General features: G+C 74.7%; 10 protein-coding genes. 6 read left to right on the forward strand and 4 right to left on the reverse strand.

All coding sequences use genetic code 11. The annotated features are described in order from the left end of the window. Window positions 1-219: 219 nt before the first annotated feature. A complete protein-coding gene (locus ACZ5GH_RS08660) occupies window positions 220-2,415 on the reverse strand; it encodes an MMPL family transporter (protein WP_387749230.1) in 2,196 nt (731 codons plus the stop codon). Between the two features lie 571 nt (window positions 2,416-2,986). On the opposite strand from ACZ5GH_RS08660, the gene ACZ5GH_RS08665 reads away from it, so the two are divergent. The 3 genes from ACZ5GH_RS08665 (at window position 2,987) to ACZ5GH_RS08675 (ending at window position 7,468) form a co-directional block, all read left to right on the forward strand. Next, window positions 2,987-5,230 carry an MMPL family transporter gene (locus ACZ5GH_RS08665; RefSeq protein ID WP_464336806.1) on the forward strand — a complete coding sequence of 748 codons (2,244 nt, stop codon included), beginning with the start codon at window positions 2,987-2,989 and terminating at the stop codon, window positions 5,228-5,230. Between the two features lie 143 nt (window positions 5,231-5,373). After that, window positions 5,374-6,267: a phosphotransferase enzyme family protein gene (locus ACZ5GH_RS08670; RefSeq protein ID WP_464333857.1), complete on the forward strand. Its 894-nt coding sequence runs from the start codon at window positions 5,374-5,376 to the stop codon at window positions 6,265-6,267. A 172-nt stretch (window positions 6,268-6,439) separates the two neighbouring features. Next, the gene (locus tag ACZ5GH_RS08675; protein WP_464333858.1) at window positions 6,440-7,468 is read left to right on the forward strand and encodes a polysaccharide deacetylase family protein; all 1,029 of its coding nucleotides are present in this window, start codon (window positions 6,440-6,442) and stop codon (window positions 7,466-7,468) included. A 68-nt stretch (window positions 7,469-7,536) separates the two neighbouring features. Here ACZ5GH_RS08675 and ACZ5GH_RS08680 read toward each other — a convergent pair whose 3' ends face one another. The 3 genes from ACZ5GH_RS08680 to ACZ5GH_RS08690 form a co-directional block, all read right to left on the reverse strand. Further along, window positions 7,537-8,046, reverse strand: a complete 510-nt coding sequence (locus ACZ5GH_RS08680) for a GNAT family N-acetyltransferase (RefSeq protein ID WP_464333859.1) — start codon at window positions 8,044-8,046, stop codon at window positions 7,537-7,539. Further along, window positions 8,043-8,744, reverse strand: a complete 702-nt coding sequence (locus ACZ5GH_RS08685) for an exonuclease domain-containing protein (protein ID WP_387749218.1) — start codon at window positions 8,742-8,744, stop codon at window positions 8,043-8,045. The genes ACZ5GH_RS08680 and ACZ5GH_RS08685 overlap by 4 nt, the downstream gene beginning before the upstream one ends. Before the next feature lie 353 nt (window positions 8,745-9,097). Beyond that, entirely contained in the window at window positions 9,098-10,372 is a 1,275-nt protein-coding gene (locus ACZ5GH_RS08690) for an SAV2148 family HEPN domain-containing protein (RefSeq protein ID WP_464333860.1), read from the reverse strand. Window positions 10,373-10,771: 399 nt separating this feature from the next. Between ACZ5GH_RS08690 and glgX the strand changes: the two genes are divergently transcribed. The 3 genes from glgX (at window position 10,772) to treZ (ending at window position 17,240) form a co-directional block, all read left to right on the forward strand. Next, the gene (gene glgX, locus ACZ5GH_RS08695) at window positions 10,772-12,964 is read left to right on the forward strand and encodes a glycogen debranching protein GlgX (RefSeq protein WP_387749212.1); all 2,193 of its coding nucleotides are present in this window, start codon (window positions 10,772-10,774) and stop codon (window positions 12,962-12,964) included. Between the two features lie 104 nt (window positions 12,965-13,068). Further along, on the forward strand, window positions 13,069-15,504 hold the full coding sequence (gene treY / locus ACZ5GH_RS08700; protein WP_464333861.1) for a malto-oligosyltrehalose synthase: 2,436 nt from the start codon (window positions 13,069-13,071) through the stop codon (window positions 15,502-15,504). Continuing rightward, the gene (gene treZ, locus ACZ5GH_RS08705) at window positions 15,504-17,240 is read left to right on the forward strand and encodes a malto-oligosyltrehalose trehalohydrolase (RefSeq protein WP_464333862.1); all 1,737 of its coding nucleotides are present in this window, start codon (window positions 15,504-15,506) and stop codon (window positions 17,238-17,240) included. The genes treY and treZ overlap by 1 nt, the downstream gene beginning before the upstream one ends. The last annotated feature ends 46 nt before the right edge of the window (window positions 17,241-17,286 follow it).

Here is a 17,286-nt window from a genome sequence, read left to right on the forward strand (position 1 = left end):
GAAACACCGGACAAAACAAATGCGCCTGGCGGTTGGAACCAGCAGGCGCACACCACGTTCATGGGAACCAAAACTGCAACTGCTTCGACTGTAGCACGGCGCCACCCCGGTTGACCGGGGATTTTCCCGCCCCGTAGATCACGTTTGGCGGCTCCGCAAAACGGGCAGGCGGCGCCCCGCCGAAGCGGGGCGCCGCCTGTTCGTACCGACCCGGTCGGGTCAGCGCCGGCCGGCCGGCTCCGGCACCCCGTGGGCGCCGGACAGCGGGGCCGGGCCCTCGCCGCGGCCGCCGCCGTGGCCGTGACGGGGGCTGTCCGCGTGGCCGGGCCACCAGGCCTTGTTACCGATCAGCGCGGTGAGCGCCGGGGTGAAGAACATCGCCATCACGAAGGCCGCCAGGATGATGCCGAAGGCCATCGCGAAGCCGAACTCCAGCATGAAGACGTTGCCCGCGAGCATGAAGGTCGCGAAGGACGCCGCCAGGATGAAGCCGGCCGCCGCGACGGTCGGGCCGCCGTGGCGCAGCGCCTCGCGCGCCGCCTCACGCGGGCTGCGGCCCTCTCGGGCCTCCTCCCGGAGGCGGGCGATGATCAGGATGTTGTAGTCCGTGCCGATCGCCACTACGAAGAGGTAGATGAGAATCGGCAGCATGAACATCAGGCCGGTCTCGCCGCCGAGGTTCTGGAAGAGCAGTGTGGCGGCACCGAGGGTGGCGGTGAAGCCGAGGCCGACCGAAGCCATCAGGTACCAGGGGGCGACGACGCTTCGCAGCTGCAGGCCGAGGATGAGCAGGATCAGCAGACCCGCGATCGGGAAGACCAGCTTGTAGTCGTGGGTCATCGCGAGGTTGATGTCCTTGTAGACGGCGGTCAGGCCGCCGACCTTCGCCTCGGTCCCGGCCGGTGCCTGGCCGTGCGCGACCTCGCGGAGCTGCGTGAGGGTGTCGATCGCCTCGTTGCTGTCCGGCTTGTGGGTGAGCATGACGGTGAAGTCGGCCGTCACGCCGTCCGCGCTGAGCTGGGGCTTCGGCGCTGCCTGGGCCACTCCGGACACCGCGCCGAGCTTGGCGGCGTAGGGCTCGAACGCGCCCGGGTCGAGCTTGGCGCCGCCGGTGTTGGTCAGGAAGACGTGGGTCGGGTCGGCCGCACCGGCGGAGAAGCCGTTGATCATCTTGTCCTGGACGACCATCGACTCCTTCTCCTTGGGCATGGAGCTGCCCGCCAGGTCGAAGGTGCCGTTGTAGCCCAGGGCGCCGGCGGACAGCGCCAGCAGCACGCCACCGGACGCGAGGGCCACCGCCGCGGGGCGCTTGTGCACCATCCGGCCGAGCGCGGCGAAGCGCGCGTCGTTCGGCTCCCGCATCCACTTCTTGCCGGGCCAGAACACGGCACGGGCCGGGATGACGGCGAGCAGGGCGGGGGCCAGAGTGAGCGAGGCGAAGGCGGTGACCACCACGGCGATGGCCAGCGCGGGGCCGAGGGCCTTGAACATGCCCAGGCTGGAGAGGACCAGTACGGCGAACGCGACGGTGACCGCACCCGCCGCGGAGGCGATCGCCTCGCCGACCCGACCGACCGCGTTGGCCACGGCCTCCTTGCGGTCGTCCCCTGCCCGCAGCCGCTCGCGGTAGCGGAACGCCAGGAAGAGGAAGTAGTCCGTGCCGACGCCGAGCACGACGACGATCAGGATCGCCGAGAGGATCGGAGTCGTTTCGAGGCCGAAGGCCTTGGTGGCGTGGTTGATCAGGCCGTTGGAGGTCGGCATGGCGACCACGAGCGAGACCAGGAGCGGCAGGATGCCGGCCAGGATGCTGCGGAAGATGAGCCCGACGATGATCGCGACCAGGACGATCGTCGCCATCGCGATGAGGGCGTCGGCCGAGCCGGAGGCCTCCTGCTGGTCCAGTGACTGGGCGGCGGCGCCGCCGAGCTGGAACTTGACGTCGGTGCCTTCAGCGAGCGCCTTGCCCTCCTCGCGGAGGTGCTTGGCGACGTCGCCGAACGCCTTGGGGTCCTGCTGCTTGGACTTGTCGATGGCAATCGGGGCGAGCGCGTACTTGCCGTCCTTGGAGGTGGTCTGCTCGCCGACCGGGATGATCTTCTCGACCGCCTCGATCTTCTTGTCCGTGAGACCCTGGACGATCTTGGCCATCGCCGTCTTGTCGGCGTCGTTCAGCGCGCCGCCGTCATTGCGCTCGAAGAGTGCCAGCGCGGACGGGGTGAAGCTGGCCGGGAACGCCTGCTCCTGGAGCTGCGCCGCCTGGATGGATTCGTAGTGCTTGGGCAGGAACGCGGCTTCGTCGGTCTGCGAGGTGATCTTCGGAGCCGACGCGACGATGGCGATCATCGCGACGACCCATGCGGCGATCACCCACCACGCACGGCGAACGACGAATTGTCCTAGTCGGTGGAACATGCTCGATGCCTCCTGGGCATGGTTCACCGCAGCCCTTGGGGGACGGGACGCTGGGCGACGGCAGGACCGGCTCGGGGAATGCCCGCGGGCACTCCCCTGCCGGTCGGCAGGTAAGTGGATCTGGGGCATCATCCTACGAGTACTTGCTTGCCGCCCGGCAAGGAGCCCCCGTGTGTTCAACCCCCGTCGGGCCGCCACGAAGCGGCCCCGGCCCAGTCTCCCCCGGGCGCACCCCCGTTGACCTCGTGCTCCGGGTGGAGACTTCTCCCCCTCAGGGTGGAGGCGCACCCCCTACCCCCTAGGAGGAGATCTCGGGGTCACGGGGTAGGGAAAACCCCACCCCGGCCCCGAGGAGAGCACCAGGAGACGGCCACCCGCCAGCCGGATTACCCGTCAGGAACCGCTTCCCTACTGTCGACCGGGACGCCGGACCGCACCCGGCGCACCGCAACCGGCGGCCGCCCCCACCCAGGGCGGCTGCCGCTCCCGTCCGGCGACGACCGCCGATCTCCCAGGGGGGGGAAGAACCAGCGTGAAGCCCGTGAAGCCCAGACCCGGCCTGGCGGCCACGATGGGTGCCTGGAGCGCCCGGCACCGCAGGACCGCCGTGTTCGGCTGGCTGCTCTTCGTCATCCTGACCGCCGCGCTCGGGACCCTGCACGGCAGCACCAGGATCACCGACGCCGAGCAGGTCCCCGGCCAGGTCTCCCGGGCCGCGCGGATCCTCGACGAGGCCGGGCTGAAGAGCCCGGCCGGGGAGACCGTCCTGGTCCAGAGCGTCACCCGGGTCGCCGACGACCCGGAGTTCCGCACCGCCGTCGGCCGGGTGATCGCCGCCGTGGACGGCACCGGCGAGGCCGCCGAGGTCCGCTCGCCGTACGACACCGGGGCGGTCTCCGCGGACGGCCACTCCGTCCTGGTGACGCTGACGCTCAAGGGCGACCCCGCGACCGCGCCGGACCGCGTCCAGCCGGTGCTGGACGCGGTGGCCGGCGTGCAGCGGCAGCACCCCGACCTGACCGTGGTCCAACTCGGCGACGCCAGCTCCGGCAAGTGGATGCAGGACCAGCTCGGCGACGACTTCGCCCGCGCCGAGTGGACGGCCGTGCCGCTCGCCCTCGGCATCCTGCTGGTCGCCTTCGGCGCGCTGGTCGCCGCCGTGCTGCCGGTGGTGCTCGCGCTCACCGCCTTCCTCGCCGCCGCCGGACTGGTCGCCCTCTGCAGCGGCTTCCTGCACACCAGTGGCGACGCCGGCTCGGTGATGCTGCTGGTCGGCCTCGCCGTCGGCGTCGACTACTGCCTCTTCTACCTGCGCCGCGAACGGGAGGAGCGGGCCGCCGGACGCGACGCGGCCACCGCGCTGGCCGTGGCCGCCGCCACCAGCGGACGGGCCGTGCTGGTCTCCGGCATCACCGTGGTGGTCGCCATGGCCGGCATGTTCCTCACCGGCATCGCCACCTTCGAGGCGATGGCCTTCGCCACCATCGTGGTCGTGATCACCGCCGTGCTCGGCTCGCTCACCGTGCTGCCCGCGCTGCTGTCGATGCTCGGCGACCGGGTCGAGAAGGGCCGGGTCCCGCTCCTCGCCAGGCTGCGCCGCCCGCAGGCCGCCCAGGACGGCGGACGGTTCTGGAACGCGGTGCTGACCCCGGTGCTGCGCCGCCCGCTGGCCGCCACCCTGCTCGCCGGCGCCTTCCTGCTGGCCCTGGCCGCGCCGCTGCTCACCATGCACACCGCCAAGCTGACCTTCCAGCAGCAGCTGCCGGAGGGCAACGCGCTGGTCGCCGCCTCGCAGCGGATCGAGGCCGCCTTCCCCGGCAGCCCCGCCCCCGCCACCGTGGTGATCAAGGCCGCCGACATCGACTCCCCCGCGATGACCGCCGCGATCGCCGAGCTCAAGGCCAGGGCGCTGGCCGGCGGCCGGATGCACGGCCCGGTCGCGGTCACCGTGCACCCCGAGCGGAACGTGGCCACCGTCGACATCCCGCTCAACGGCACCGGCAACGACGCCACCAGCAACGAGGCCCTGAGGAGCCTGCGCGAGGACCTGCTGCCCGCCACCGTGCTCAAGGTGCCCGGCACCGAGGCCCCGGTCGCCGGCCAGACCGCCGCCTCGTACGACTTCAACCGGAGGATGACCGACTCGATGCCGCTGGTCTTCGGCTTCGTCGTCGTCCTCGCCTTCCTGCTGATGCTCGCCTCGTTCCGCTCGCCGGTCGTCGCGGCCACCGCCGTGGTGCTCAACCTGCTCTCGGTGGGCGCCGCGTACGGGGCGCTGACGCTGGTCTTCCAGCACGGCATGGGCGCCTCGCTGCTGGGCACCGCCGGGGTCGGCGCGGTGGAGTCCTGGGTGCCGCTGTTCCTGTTCGTGATCCTCTTCGGGCTCTCGATGGACTACCACGTCTTCGTGGTCTCCCGGATCAAGGAGGCACACGACCGCGGCCTGCCGACCAGGGACGCGGTCGCCCACGGCATCCGCTCCACGGCCGGGGTGGTCACCAGCGCCGCGGTGATCATGGTGGGGGTGTTCTCGGTCTTCGGCTCGCTGTCCATGCAGGTGATGAAGCAGGTGGGGGTGGGCCTGGCGGTCGCGGTGCTGATCGACGCCACGGTGATCCGCGCGGTGCTGCTGCCCTCGGTGATGACCCTGCTGGGCGACCGCAACTGGTACCTGCCGCGCTGGCTGGACCGGCTGCCGGACCTCTCGCACGGCGGGTCCCTCCCGCCGGTCGGCGCCGACCAGGCCCCGCCCGCCCCGCCCGCCGCGCCCGCCGGGACAGCGCAGGGGGCGCGGCACCGCCGGGCCGGGGTCTGAGGCCCTCCCCGACCGTCCGACGCGTCACCTGGGCGACCCGCCCGGCGCCGGGCCCCGCAGCGCGCGGGGCCCGGCGTCCGTGCGTCATGATGATCACCGTCCGGAGTCCCCCGGATGAACGTCGGCGGAACGGAATCCCAGTCATGATCCCCTTCGACGAGGGCCGCGCCCGGCTGCTGCTCGCCCGGGCCTGCGCGTCGGCCGGGCTGGCCGCCCCCGACGGGGCCGCACTGCTCGCGCTCGGCGAGAACGCCGTCTTCGACCTCGGCGACCCGGCCGTGGTCGCCAAGGTCGGCCGCGGCCCCGAGCTGTACGACCGGGCGCACCGCGAGCTGGCCCTCGCCCACTGGCTGGCCGGACAGGACGTGCCGGTGGTCCGCCCGTACGCCGCGGTGGCGCCCGAGCCGCAGCTCGCCGACGGCCACCCGGTCACCTTCTGGCGCCGGCTGGCGCCCGCCGTCCGGCCCGCCCGCCCGGTCGACCTCGCCCCGTTGCTGCGCGCCCTGCACCGGCTGCCGCTGCCGCCCTTCACGCTCGGCCGGCGCGACCTGCTGGCCCCGGTCGAGCGCTGGCTGGCCTCCGCCGAGGGCCACGTCGACCCGGCGGACGTCGCCTTCCTGCGCCACCGCCGGGACGCCTTCGCGGCCGCGCTGCCCGACCTCGTCCCGCAGCTGCACTCCGGGGTGATCCACGGCGACGCGCTGCCTCGCAACGTCCACGTCGGCCCGGACGGGCCGGTGCTGCTCGACCTGGAGTTCATGGCGAACGACCTGCGCGAGCACGACCTGGTGGTCCTCGCGCTCAGCCAGGACCGGTACGGCGTGCCCGTCGAGGAGTACCGCGCGTTCACCGAGGCGTACGGCTGGGACGTGCGCGAGTGGCCCGGCTTCACGGTGCTGCGCGGCGCCCGGGAGACCGCCAGCGCCTCCTGGGTGGCGCAGCAGGCGGCCAGCAACCCGGCCGCGCTGAAGGAGTTCCGGCGCCGGGTCGACTCGCTGCGGGACGGGGCGACCGAGGTGCGCTGGTACCCGTTCTGACGGCCTCCCCGTTACCCGCGGCGGCGCCGGGCCGCCACCGGGGGACGTGTGAGAAGGCTCCTACGGCGGGCCGGTCCGGCCCGCAACCGGCGAACGTACGATCGGCGTCCTGTCGGACAGTCATCCTGATCCGAGAGATCGGCACCGCACTCGTACCTCAGGAGCCGCCGCCATGCACCGGACCGCCCGCCGCCCCTGCGCCCCGTCCCGATCGTCCCGATCCCGGCGCCGACTGCTCGCGGGCACGGTCGCGGTGGTCGCCGCCCTGGGGCTGGCCGCGTGCGGGACGGCGGACGGGGCGCTCCGGTCGCCGAGCGCGGCCGCGCCGTCCGGGACGCCGTCACCGGCCGCCGCCCGGCCGAGCGGGACGGCGGCGACCACCGTCGCGCCGGTTCCCGGCTCGGACGCCGTGCCGCCGGGCGGCGCGGGCTCCCCGGCCGCCCCCTCCACCTCGGCGGCGCCGCCCAGGCCGACGCCGAGCCCGTCCGCGGCCACGGCCTCCCCCGCGCCCACCGCTCCCGGCACGCCGGCCACCTCGAACACCTCGACCGCGCCCACCGCCGCCCCGTCCACGCCCGCGGCGCCGCCGCCGCACCCCGGGGCGGGCACCGTGATCGGCTCCACCGCCTCCGGCGGCCGCACCGTCGCGCTCACCTTCGACGACGGCCCCGGGCCGGCCACCGGCCAGGTCCTCGACCTGCTGGCCCGGTACCACGCCAAGGCGACGTTCTGCCAGATCGGTCAGAACGCCGCCGCCGACCCGGCCATGGTCAGGCGCGTCCTGGCCGCCGGGCACCGGCTCTGCGACCACAGCGTCCACCACCCCCAGCCGTTCGCGAAGCTCCCGCACGACAAGGCCGGGTACGAGATCACCGCCGCCCGGAACATGATCGTCCAGGCGGGCGGCCCCGGCACCGAGGTCCGCTGGTTCCGCGCCCCGGGCGGCGGCTTCAACGCCGACAACGAGCAGATCACCGCGAGCCTCGGGATGTCCTCGCTCGGCTGGTCCGTCGATCCGCGCGACTGGGCGCGCCCCGGAGTGCCGGCCATCGTCTCGGCCGTGCAGAAGCAGCTCAGGCCCGGCGGCGTGGTCCTGATGCACGACGGGGGCGGCGACCGGAGCCAGACCGTGGCCGCGCTCAGGCAGCTGCTGCCCTGGCTGGTCGCCCAGGGGTACACCTTCGACTTCCCGGCGGCGTAGCCGCCCGCCGGCACGACCGGCCTCCCGGCGTCCGCCGGGCCGGTCGGGGCAGGTCCGATCAGATCGGGTCAGGTCAGGACGAGCCGGTAGACCTGCCGGGAGCCGCCCTCCGGGCCGGGGGCGGCGGCCTCGGCCGGGGCGAAGCCCAGCCGCTCGTAGAAGACCCGGGCGCCGCTCGCCACCGCGCCCGGGTGGTCCGGGCCGAAGGTCACCACCTCGACGACGGCCGGGCTCCGGACGTGGCGGCGCAGGACGTCCTCGACCAGGGCCCGGCCGACGCCGGTGCCCCGGGCGTGCCCGGCGACGACCAGCCAGTGCAGGTAGTGGGGCCCCGGGCCGCCCACCCCGAACAGCAGGCCGCCGAGCAGCCCCGCGGCGTCCACGCCGTCCACGCCGTCCTCGGCGTCCTCGCCGCTCTGGGCGCTCTCGGCGACGGTGGCCAGGCCGCGGTCGATGCTGTTCGCCACCGCGCGGTGGAAGCCCGGTTCGGCGACCATCGGGCCGAACCAGTGCTCGACCTCGGCGGCGAGGGCGAGGAAGCCGGGCAGGTCCGCCGGGCGGGCCGGGCGTACCTTCACCGGGCGGGCCAGCGCGGGTCGACCACGGCCTGCGGGTCCTTGCCGCGGCGCAGCCAGGCCTGGAGGCCCTCGGCCCACTGCCGGTACCAGTCGACCTGCCGCCGGTGCAGCTCGGCGGGGGCCACCGCGCCGACCTCGGCCGGGTAGCGGTCGGCCAGCGCGACGGCGACCCGGACGGCGGCCAGCGCGTCGCTGCCCGCCTCGTGGGCGTCCGTCAGCTCCACCCCGTACAGCTCGCAGACCCTCTGGAGGGTGCGCGAGCCCTTGCGGTACTTGTCCACGGCCCGGTCGATCACCAGCGCGTCCAGCACCGGCCCGACCGGCCGGCCCAGGCGCTCGGCGAGCGTCTCCAGCCCGTGCCTCCTCAGCTCGGCGTCGAGCAGCGACAGGTCGAACGGCGCGTTGAACGCCACCACCGGCCGCCCGGCGGCGATCCGTTCGCACAGCGCGGCGGCTATCTCGTCCACCGCCTCCTTCGCCGGCCTGCCCTTGCTCCGCGCCACCGCGTCCCCGATCCCGTGGATCGCCTCCGCCTCGGCGGGTATCGGCACCCCGGGGTCGATCAGCCAGTGGGCGGCTCCCACCCGGGCGGCTCCGACGGTGTCCACGAGGGCGGCCGTGACGATGCGGTCCACGGCCGGGTCGGTGCCCGTGGTCTCCAGGTCGAAGCCGACCAGTGGCTGCTGCCACCAGCTCATCAGGTGTGTCCTTCCGTCCTTCTCTCGAAAACAGCCCCTATCATCACCCGGCCCACCGACAGAGCGGCCCGCGGGGAGCCCGGCCAGGGGCTCGGCGGCTGTCCGGGAGGGCCGTCGGGGCGGCCGGGCGGGAGGCCGGGACGGCCCGCCGGGCGGTGTCAACGCCGGTGGTGCGCAGCCGGGTTGGCCGCCGGCTCGACAGCGGGCACGCTACCGCGCCGCCGCCGGGGCGGCCAGGGTGCGGCGGCCGGGCAGGGCGGCGGCGGCGACGCGCGGGTCGGCCTCAGGACACCGAGCGGGACGGCCTCAGGACACCGGGCGGGAGTCGCCCCAGGACACCGGGCGGGACGGCCTCAGGACACCGGGCGGGAGTCGCCCCAGACGCCCTCGAACTCCTCGCGGTAGACCTCCAGCAGGCCGGGCTCGGTGCCGCCGGGCTGCTGCCCGGCGCCGCCGCGCAGCACCAGCGCCGGGGACTCCATGCCGCGGGAGCGGCGCAGGTAGGGCTGGACGACGCCGAGGTCGCGACTCTGCCGGCGGCCGCCCGCCTGGCCCGGGGTGCGGGGGCCCTCGACCAGGTAGGCGGTGAAGCGCGGGGTCTCGTCGAAGACCCGGATCTCGAAGCCGCCCTGGTCCCGCAGCCGGGCCCGGACCCGCCGCACGTGCATGATGTTCATCTCGATGGAGCGCGACAACTCGCCGCGTCCCAGGCCGAGTTCCCGTTCCCGGCGGCGCACGGCGCTGCTCGCCGGGTTGAGGAAGAGCAGCCGCACCCGGCAGCCCTCGCCGGCCAGGTTCACCAGGCGTTTGCCGGTGTAGTTCTGGCAGAGCATGCCGAGGCCGATGCCGAGCGCGTCGAGGCGCCGGGCGCCGTCCAGCAGGTCCTCGACCGGCAGGTCGCGCTGGAGCCGGACCCGGTCGGCGTGCACCGCGACGACGTCCGCGTACCGGCCGGCCACCAGGGACTCGACCACGTCGGCGGGCACCCCGCCGGCGCCGCCGTCCAGGACGGCCAGCAGCCGGGCGGCGGCCCGCTCGGTCTGGGCCAGCACGGTCTGGGTGAGCGCCCGGTTGCGGGAGACCACGTGCCGGGCCACCTCCAGCTCGTCCAGCGCCAGCTCGATCTCGCGCCGGTCGGCCAGGTACGGCTCGAAGCAGGGCCAGTGCTGCACCATCAGCTCGCGCAGCTGGGGCAAGGTGAGGAAGACCAGCGGGTCGTCGTCGGCCGGGTCGAGCAGGTAGCCCTTGCGGCGGCTGACCTCGCGCACGGCTCCGGCCCGGTGCGCCCACTCCTCGCCGGCCGGCCCGGCGGCGGCGGTGACCCAGTCCTCGCCGTGGGCGGGGGCGTAGATCGGGTGCAGCACCTCGTCGACGAGGGCGCGCAGCCGCTGTTCGACCAGGTTGAGCCAGACGTAGGCGCGGCCGGACAGCCGGACCCGCTGGTAGGCGTCCTCCCACTCGCCGGCGGACCAGGCCAGCGCGGGTATCTCGACCGGGCCGCTCTGGGCGGGCACCAGCGCGCGGCCGGTCAGGGTGGGGCGCATGACCACCGTGGGCGCCTCGCTGCGGACACCGCCCCGGTCGCGGCCGCCCGGCCCGGAGCCACGGCCGCCTGCGGGAAACACCATGCGCCACCTCGTCTGCGGCTGACCCCCGCGGGCGCGGGGAGCGTTGGCTGTCTGTCGGCCCGGACCGGGCGCCCGGACGATCAAGGGTACTGCCCGCCGAGAGGCGGTCGCAGCCGGATGTCCGGGGCCCCGCGACGGCACCGGCGGCGCTTTTCACACGAATGCCCGCCGGTACTCGTTCGGACCAACCGGGGCCGGATGTCCCGGCCGCCGGGGAAGGGCTCGGGGAGTATGCCCTGTGCCGCGTGTCACGGCGGCTGTGCCCTGCGTCACGGCGCGCGGTCACGCACATGCCCGGCCGCCCGGCCGGGCAGGAGAGCGTCCGGGTCCGGGCAGACGGTCGGGCCGATTGTCGGACCACACGTCAGTTTCCGTCGGCAGTAAGGAAGTTGAGGAGTCATGCAGGTCTGGCCCGGAACGCCCTACCCGCTCGGCGCCACCTACGACGGGGCCGGCACCAACTTCGCGGTGTTCTCCGAGAGCGCCGACCGGATCGAGCTGTGCCTGATCGCCGAGGACGGCTCGGAGACGGCCGTCGAGCTGCGCGAGACGGACGCCTTCGTCCGGCACGCCTACCTCCCGGGCGTCCAGCCCGGCCAGCGCTACGGCTTCCGCGTGCACGGCCCGTACAACCCGGGCCTGGGCCAGCGGCACAACAGCGCCAAACTGCTGCTGGACCCGTACGCCAAGGCGATGAGCGGTCACATCGACTGGGACGAGTCGGTCTACGGCTACCACTTCGGCGCCCCCGAGCGCCGCAACGACCTGGACTCCGCCCCGCACACCATGCACTCGGTGGTGATCAACCCGTACTTCGACTGGGGCACCGACCGCCCGCCGCGCACCGACTACCACCGCACCGTCATCTACGAGGCCCACGTCAAGGGCCTGACCCGGCTGCACCCGGGCATCCCGGAGGAGATCCGCGGCACGTACGCGGGCCTGGCCCACCCGGCGGTGATCGAGCACCTGGCCAAGCTCGGCGTCACCGCGATCGAGCTGATGCCGGTGCACCAGTTCGTCCGCGACCACCGGCTGCGGGACCTGGGGCTGGCCAACTACTGGGGCTACAACACCATCGGCTTCTTCGCCCCGCACTCCTCCTACTCCTCCACCGGCGACCGCGGCCAGCAGGTGCAGGAGTTCAAGTCCATGGTCAAGGCGCTGCACGCGGCCGGGATCGAGGTGATCCTGGACGTCGTCTACAACCACACCGCCGAGGGCAACCACCTGGGGCCGACGCTGTCGCTGCGCGGCCTGGACAACGTGTCCTACTACCGCCTCGCCCGGGACCAGCGCTTCTACGAGGACACCACCGGCACCGGCAACAGCCTGCTGATGCGCAGCCCGCACGTGCTCCAGCTGATCATGGACTCGCTGCGCTACTGGGTCACCGAGATGCACGTGGACGGCTTCCGCTTCGACCTCGCCGCCACCCTCGCCCGGCAGTTCCACGAGGTGGACCGGCTCTCCTCGTTCTTCGACCTGGTCCAGCAGGACCCGGTGGTCTCCCAGGCCAAGCTGATCGCCGAGCCCTGGGACCTCGGCGAGGGCGGCTACCAGGTGGGCAACTTCCCGCCGCTGTGGACGGAGTGGAACGGCATGTACCGGGACACCGTGCGCGACCTGTGGCGCGGGGAGAACGCCACCCTCGCCGAGTTCGGCTCCCGGCTCACCGGCTCCTCCGACCTCTACCAGGACGACGGCCGCCGCCCGATCGCCTCGATCAACTTCGTGACCTGCCACGACGGTTTCACCCTGCGCGACCTGGTCTCGTACAACGAGAAGCACAACGAGGCCAACGGCGAGGACAACCGGGACGGCGAGTCCTTCAACCGCTCCTGGAACTGCGGTGTCGAGGGCCCCGCCGAGGACCCGGCCGTCGAGGAGCTGCGGGAGCGCCAGCAGCGGAACTTCATCGCCACCCTGATGCTCTCCCAGGGCGTGCCGATGCTCTCGCACGGCGACGAGCTCGGCCGCACCCAGCTGGGCAACAACAACGCCTACTGCCAGGACAACGAGCTGACCTGGGTGCACTGGCCGGAGGGCGACGGGCCGCAGGCGCGGCTGCTGGAGTTCACCCAGGGGATGATCTGGCTGCGCCGCGACCACCCGGTGTTCCGGCGGCGGCGCTTCTTCCACGGCCGGCCGGTGTCCGGGCGGCCGGGTGCGGCCGCGCAGGGCCGGGGCCAGGGCGGTACGGGCGCGCAGGGCCCGGGCGGGCCGGCCGCCGGCGGGTTCGACGACCTCACCGACATCGCCTGGTTCACCCCGGGCGGGGAGGAGATGACCAAGCACAACTGGGGCGCCAGCTACGCCAAGTCGCTGACCGTCTTCCTCAACGGCTACGCGATCTCCGAACCGGACCGGCGCGGCGGGCGGATCGTCGACGACTCCTTCCTGCTGATGTTCAACGCCCACTTCGAGCCGCTGGAGTTCACCGTGCCCGCCGACCACGGGAAGGAGTGGCAGGTCGTGGTCGACACCGCCCGGCCCCGGCTGCCCGCCCCGGGCACCGGAGCCCGGGTCAAGGCCGGGGACGCCCTGTGGCTCACCGACCGCTCGCTGATGGTGCTGCAACGGCCCGCCTAGCCGCCGCCCGGAGGCGGCGCGGGCCCGCCGGACGGCCGGGGCGGTCACCTGTTCGGGTCAGCAGCGGGTCTTGGCGGAGGGCTCCCCCGGGTACCTATGGAGCTATGACCCCCGCCGCCGAGCCCGCGCAGCCCCGCCCGGCCGCCACCGTCCCCTCGTCGTCGTACCGTCTCCAGCTCCAGCCCGGCTTCACCCTCCACGACGCCACCGCCGCCGTCCCCTACCTGGCCGCCCTCGGCGTCTCCCACCTGCACCTGTCCCCGCTGCTGGAGGCCGTCCCCGGCTCCACCCACGGCTACGACACCGTCGACCACACCCGGATCAGCGAGCAGCTCGGCGGCGAGCCGGCGCTGCGCGAGCTGGCCGCGGCCGCGCACCGCCACGGCCTGCGGCTGATCGCCGACGTGGTGCCCAACCACATGGCCGTGCCCGCCCCCGAACGCCTCAACCGGCCGCTGTGGCAGGTACTGCGCGACGGGCCCGACTCGCCGTACGCCCGCTGGTTCGACATCGACTGGACCGCCCAGCCGGGCCCCGCCGACGCCCCCGGGCGCGGCCGGGTGCTGCTGCCGCTCCTCGGCGACCGGCTCGGCGCCGTCCTGGACCAGCTCACCGTGGACGGCGACACCCTGCGCTACCACGAGCACGAGCTGCCGCTGCGCCCCGGCACCGAGGAGCTGCCGCTGCCCGGGCTGCTGGCCCGCCAGTGGTACCGGCTGGCCTGGTGGCGGCTGGCCCGCACCGAACTCAACTACCGGCGCTTCTTCACCGTCAACGAGCTTATCGCGCTGCGCGCCGAAGACCCGGAGGTGTTCGCCGCCACCCACGCCGTGCTGCTCGGGCTGCACGCCGACGGCGTCCTGGACGGCTTCCGGATCGACCACCCGGACGGGCTGGCCGACCCGCGCGGCTACCTGCGGCGCCTCGCCGACGCCACCGGCGGGGCGTACGTCGTCGTCGAGAAGATCCTCACCGGCGAGGAGCGGCTGCCCGAGGACTGGCCGGTGGCCGGCACCACCGGCTACGACGCGCTGCGCCGCATCGACGGCGTGCTCACCGACCACGCGGGCGCCTGCCGGCTGGCCGGGGCGTACGAGTCCTTCCGGCACGGCGGCCCGGTCCGGGACCTCTGCGCGGACCCGCACCCCGCGATCGCCGAGGCCCGGCGCGGGCGGGCCGACATGACCGGCCCGGACGGCGAGCTCGCCGCCGAGGTCGAGCGGCTGGTGCGGATCGCGCTGCGGATCGGCGCCGCCGAGCCCGCGCACGCCGACCACGCCCCCGGGCAGCTGCGCGCCGCGCTCGGCCGGCTGCTCACCGGCTACCCGGCGTACCGGCCGTACGCCCGGCCCGGCGAGCCCCCCTCGGCGGCCACCGCGGCGCAGCTTCGGGCCGCCCTGGACGGCTCCACCGACCCGACCGACCGGCTGGTGGCCGCGCTCGCGCTCGGCGAGCTGGGCCGCGGCGCGGACAAGGACGAGTTCTGCGCGCGCTTCGCCCAGACCGCCGCCGCGGTGGCCGCCAAGGGCGTCGAGGACACCGCCTTCTACCGCTGGAACGCGCTGCCCGGCCTCAACGAGGTCGGCGGCGAGCCGGCCCGGCCCGGGGTCCACCCGGAGGAGTTCCACGACTGGTGCCGCTACCTGGAGCGCACCTGGCCGCACAGCATGACGGTGCTCTCCACCCACGACACCAAGCGCAGCGCCGACGCCCGGGCCCGGCTCGCCGTGCTCGCCGAGCGGCCGGACGCCTGGGCCGCCGAGGCCGCCGCCTGGACCACCGCCGCGGGCCCCGGCTTCGACCCGGACGCCGACTGGCTGCTCTGGCACACCCTGGTCGCCGCCTGGCCGATCGACCCGGACCGGCTGGTCACCGCCCTGCTCAAGGCCGCCCGCGAGGCCAAGCTGCGCACCTCCTGGACCGCCCCCGACCCGCGCTACGAGCGGGCCCTGGAGCAGCGGGCCCGCTCCGTCCACGGCAATCCCGGACTGCTCCCCCGGATCGAGGGCGCGGTGCACGCCCTGGCCCCGTACGCCCGGGCCAACACCCTGGCCGCGGCGCTGCTGCACCTCACCGTGCCGGGCGTGCCGGACCTCTACCAGGGCAGCGAGGAGCCGCTGTACACCCTGGTGGACCCGGACAACCGGGGCGTGGTGGACCTCGGCGCGCTCGCCGTGCGGCTCACCGACGCGGCCGCGCCGCGCCCCGGCGACCTCGCCCGGGAGAAGCTGCACCTCACCACCACCGCGCTGCACCTGCGCCGCGACCGGCCGCTCGGCCCGTACCGGCCGCTGCCCGCCGCGGGCCCCGCCGCCGACCACCTGCTGGCCTTCGCCCGGGGCGAGGACGTGGTCACCGCCGTCACCCGGCTGCCGTACGGGCTGGAGCGGGCGGGCGGCTGGCGCGACACGGCGCTGGAGCTGCCGGCGGGCGGGCCGTGGACGGACGAGCTCACCGGGCGGAGCCTCCCGGCGGGCGCGGTGCCGGTGGCGGAGCTGCTGACGGCGCTGCCGGTGGCACTGCTGACGAGGAGGGCCTGATGCCGCTCTACCAGGTGTGGGCGCCCAGCGCCGGCTCCCGGGTGCGGGTCGAAGTCGACGGCACGGCGCACGAGTTGGCCCGCTGCCCGGACCGGGACGGCTGGTGGTCCGGCGAGGCCCCGGCCGGCGACTACGCCTTCCGGCTGGACGACGGCCCGCCGCTGCCCGACCCGCGCTCGGCCCGGCAGCCGCACGGCCCGGACGGGCCCAGCCGTACCGTGGACCACGCCGCGTTCCGCTGGTCGCGCACCGACTGGCGCGGCCGGGCGCTGCCCGGCGCGGTGCTCTACGAGCTGCACGTGGGCACCTTCACCGCCCGCGGCACCTTCGACGCCGCCGCCGAACGCCTGGACCACCTGGTCGAGTTGGGCGTGGACTTCGTGGAACTGATGCCGGTCTGCCCGTTCCCCGGCCGGCACGGCTGGGGCTACGACGGCGTCTCGCCCTGGGCCGTCCACGAGCCCTACGGCGGCCCCGAGGGGCTCAAGCGCTTCGTGGACGCCGCGCACCGCAAGGGCCTCGGGGTGGTGCTCGACGTCGTCCACAACCACCTCGGCCCGTCCGGCAACCACCTTCCCGCGTACGGCCCGTACTTCACCGACCGGCACCACACCCCGTGGGGCTCGGCGGTCAACCTGGACGCGCCCGGCTCGGACGAGGTGCGCGCCTACCTGGTCGGCAGCGCCCTGGCCTGGCTGCGCGACTACCGGATCGACGGGCTGCGGCTGGACGCCGTGCACGCCCTCGCCGACGACCGGGCGGTCCACTTCCTGGAGGAACTGTCCGGCGAGGTGCGGAAGCTGGCGGTCGCCACCAACCGGCCGCTGTTCCTGGTCGCCGAGTCCGACCTCAACACCCCCGCCACCACCGCCCCGCCCGAGGCCGGCGGCCTGGGCCTCACCGCGCAGTGGAGCGACGACTTCCACCACGCCCTGCACTGCGCGCTCACCGGCGAATCCCACGGCTACTACGGGGACTTCGCGCGCGCGCCGCTCGCCGCCCTCGCCAAGACGCTCACCCGGGGGTTCTTCCACGACGGCACCTGGTCCTCCTTCCGCGGCCGCCGCCACGGCCGCCCGTTCACCCCGCTCGGCGACGGCCACCGGCTGCTCGGCTACCTCCAGACCCACGACCAGGTCGGCAACCGGGCGCTCGGGGACCGCGTCTCCACCAGCCTCACCCCCGGCCGGCTCGCCTGCGGCGCCGCGCTGGTGCTCACCTCGCCGTTCACCCCGATGCTCTTCATGGGCGAGGAGTGGGGCGCCGCCACCCCCTGGCAGTACTTCACCGACCACACCGACCCCGGCCTCGCCGAGGCCGTCCGGCAGGGCCGGCGGCGGGAGTTCGCCGAGCACGGCTGGACCGCCGAGGCCGTCCCCGACCCGCAGGAGCCCGCCACCGTGCTGCGCTCGGTCCTCGACTGGACCGAGCTCCGGCGCGCCCCGCACAGCGAACTGCTCAGCTGGTACCGGACGTTGATCCGCTTGCGGCGCGAGCGCCCGGAGCTGTCCGACCCGGACCTCGGCGCGGTGCGGGTGACGTTCGACGAGGCGGCGGGCCGGCTGGTGGTGCACCGCGGGCCGTACCGGATCGCCGTCAACCTCGGGCCGGACGAGGCCGCGCTCCCGCTGGGGGCCGCCGGGCGCGAGGTGGTGGCGGCCTTCGGCGCGGCGGCGCTGGAGGGGACGGCGGTGCGGCTGGCGGCGGACGCGGTGGCCGTCGTGCTGACGGGCTGACCGGCCCTCGTACGGACGGGCCGGCGGGTCGGCGGGCCGGCGCGCT

The organism is Kitasatospora sp. Xyl93 (assembly GCF_055383135.1).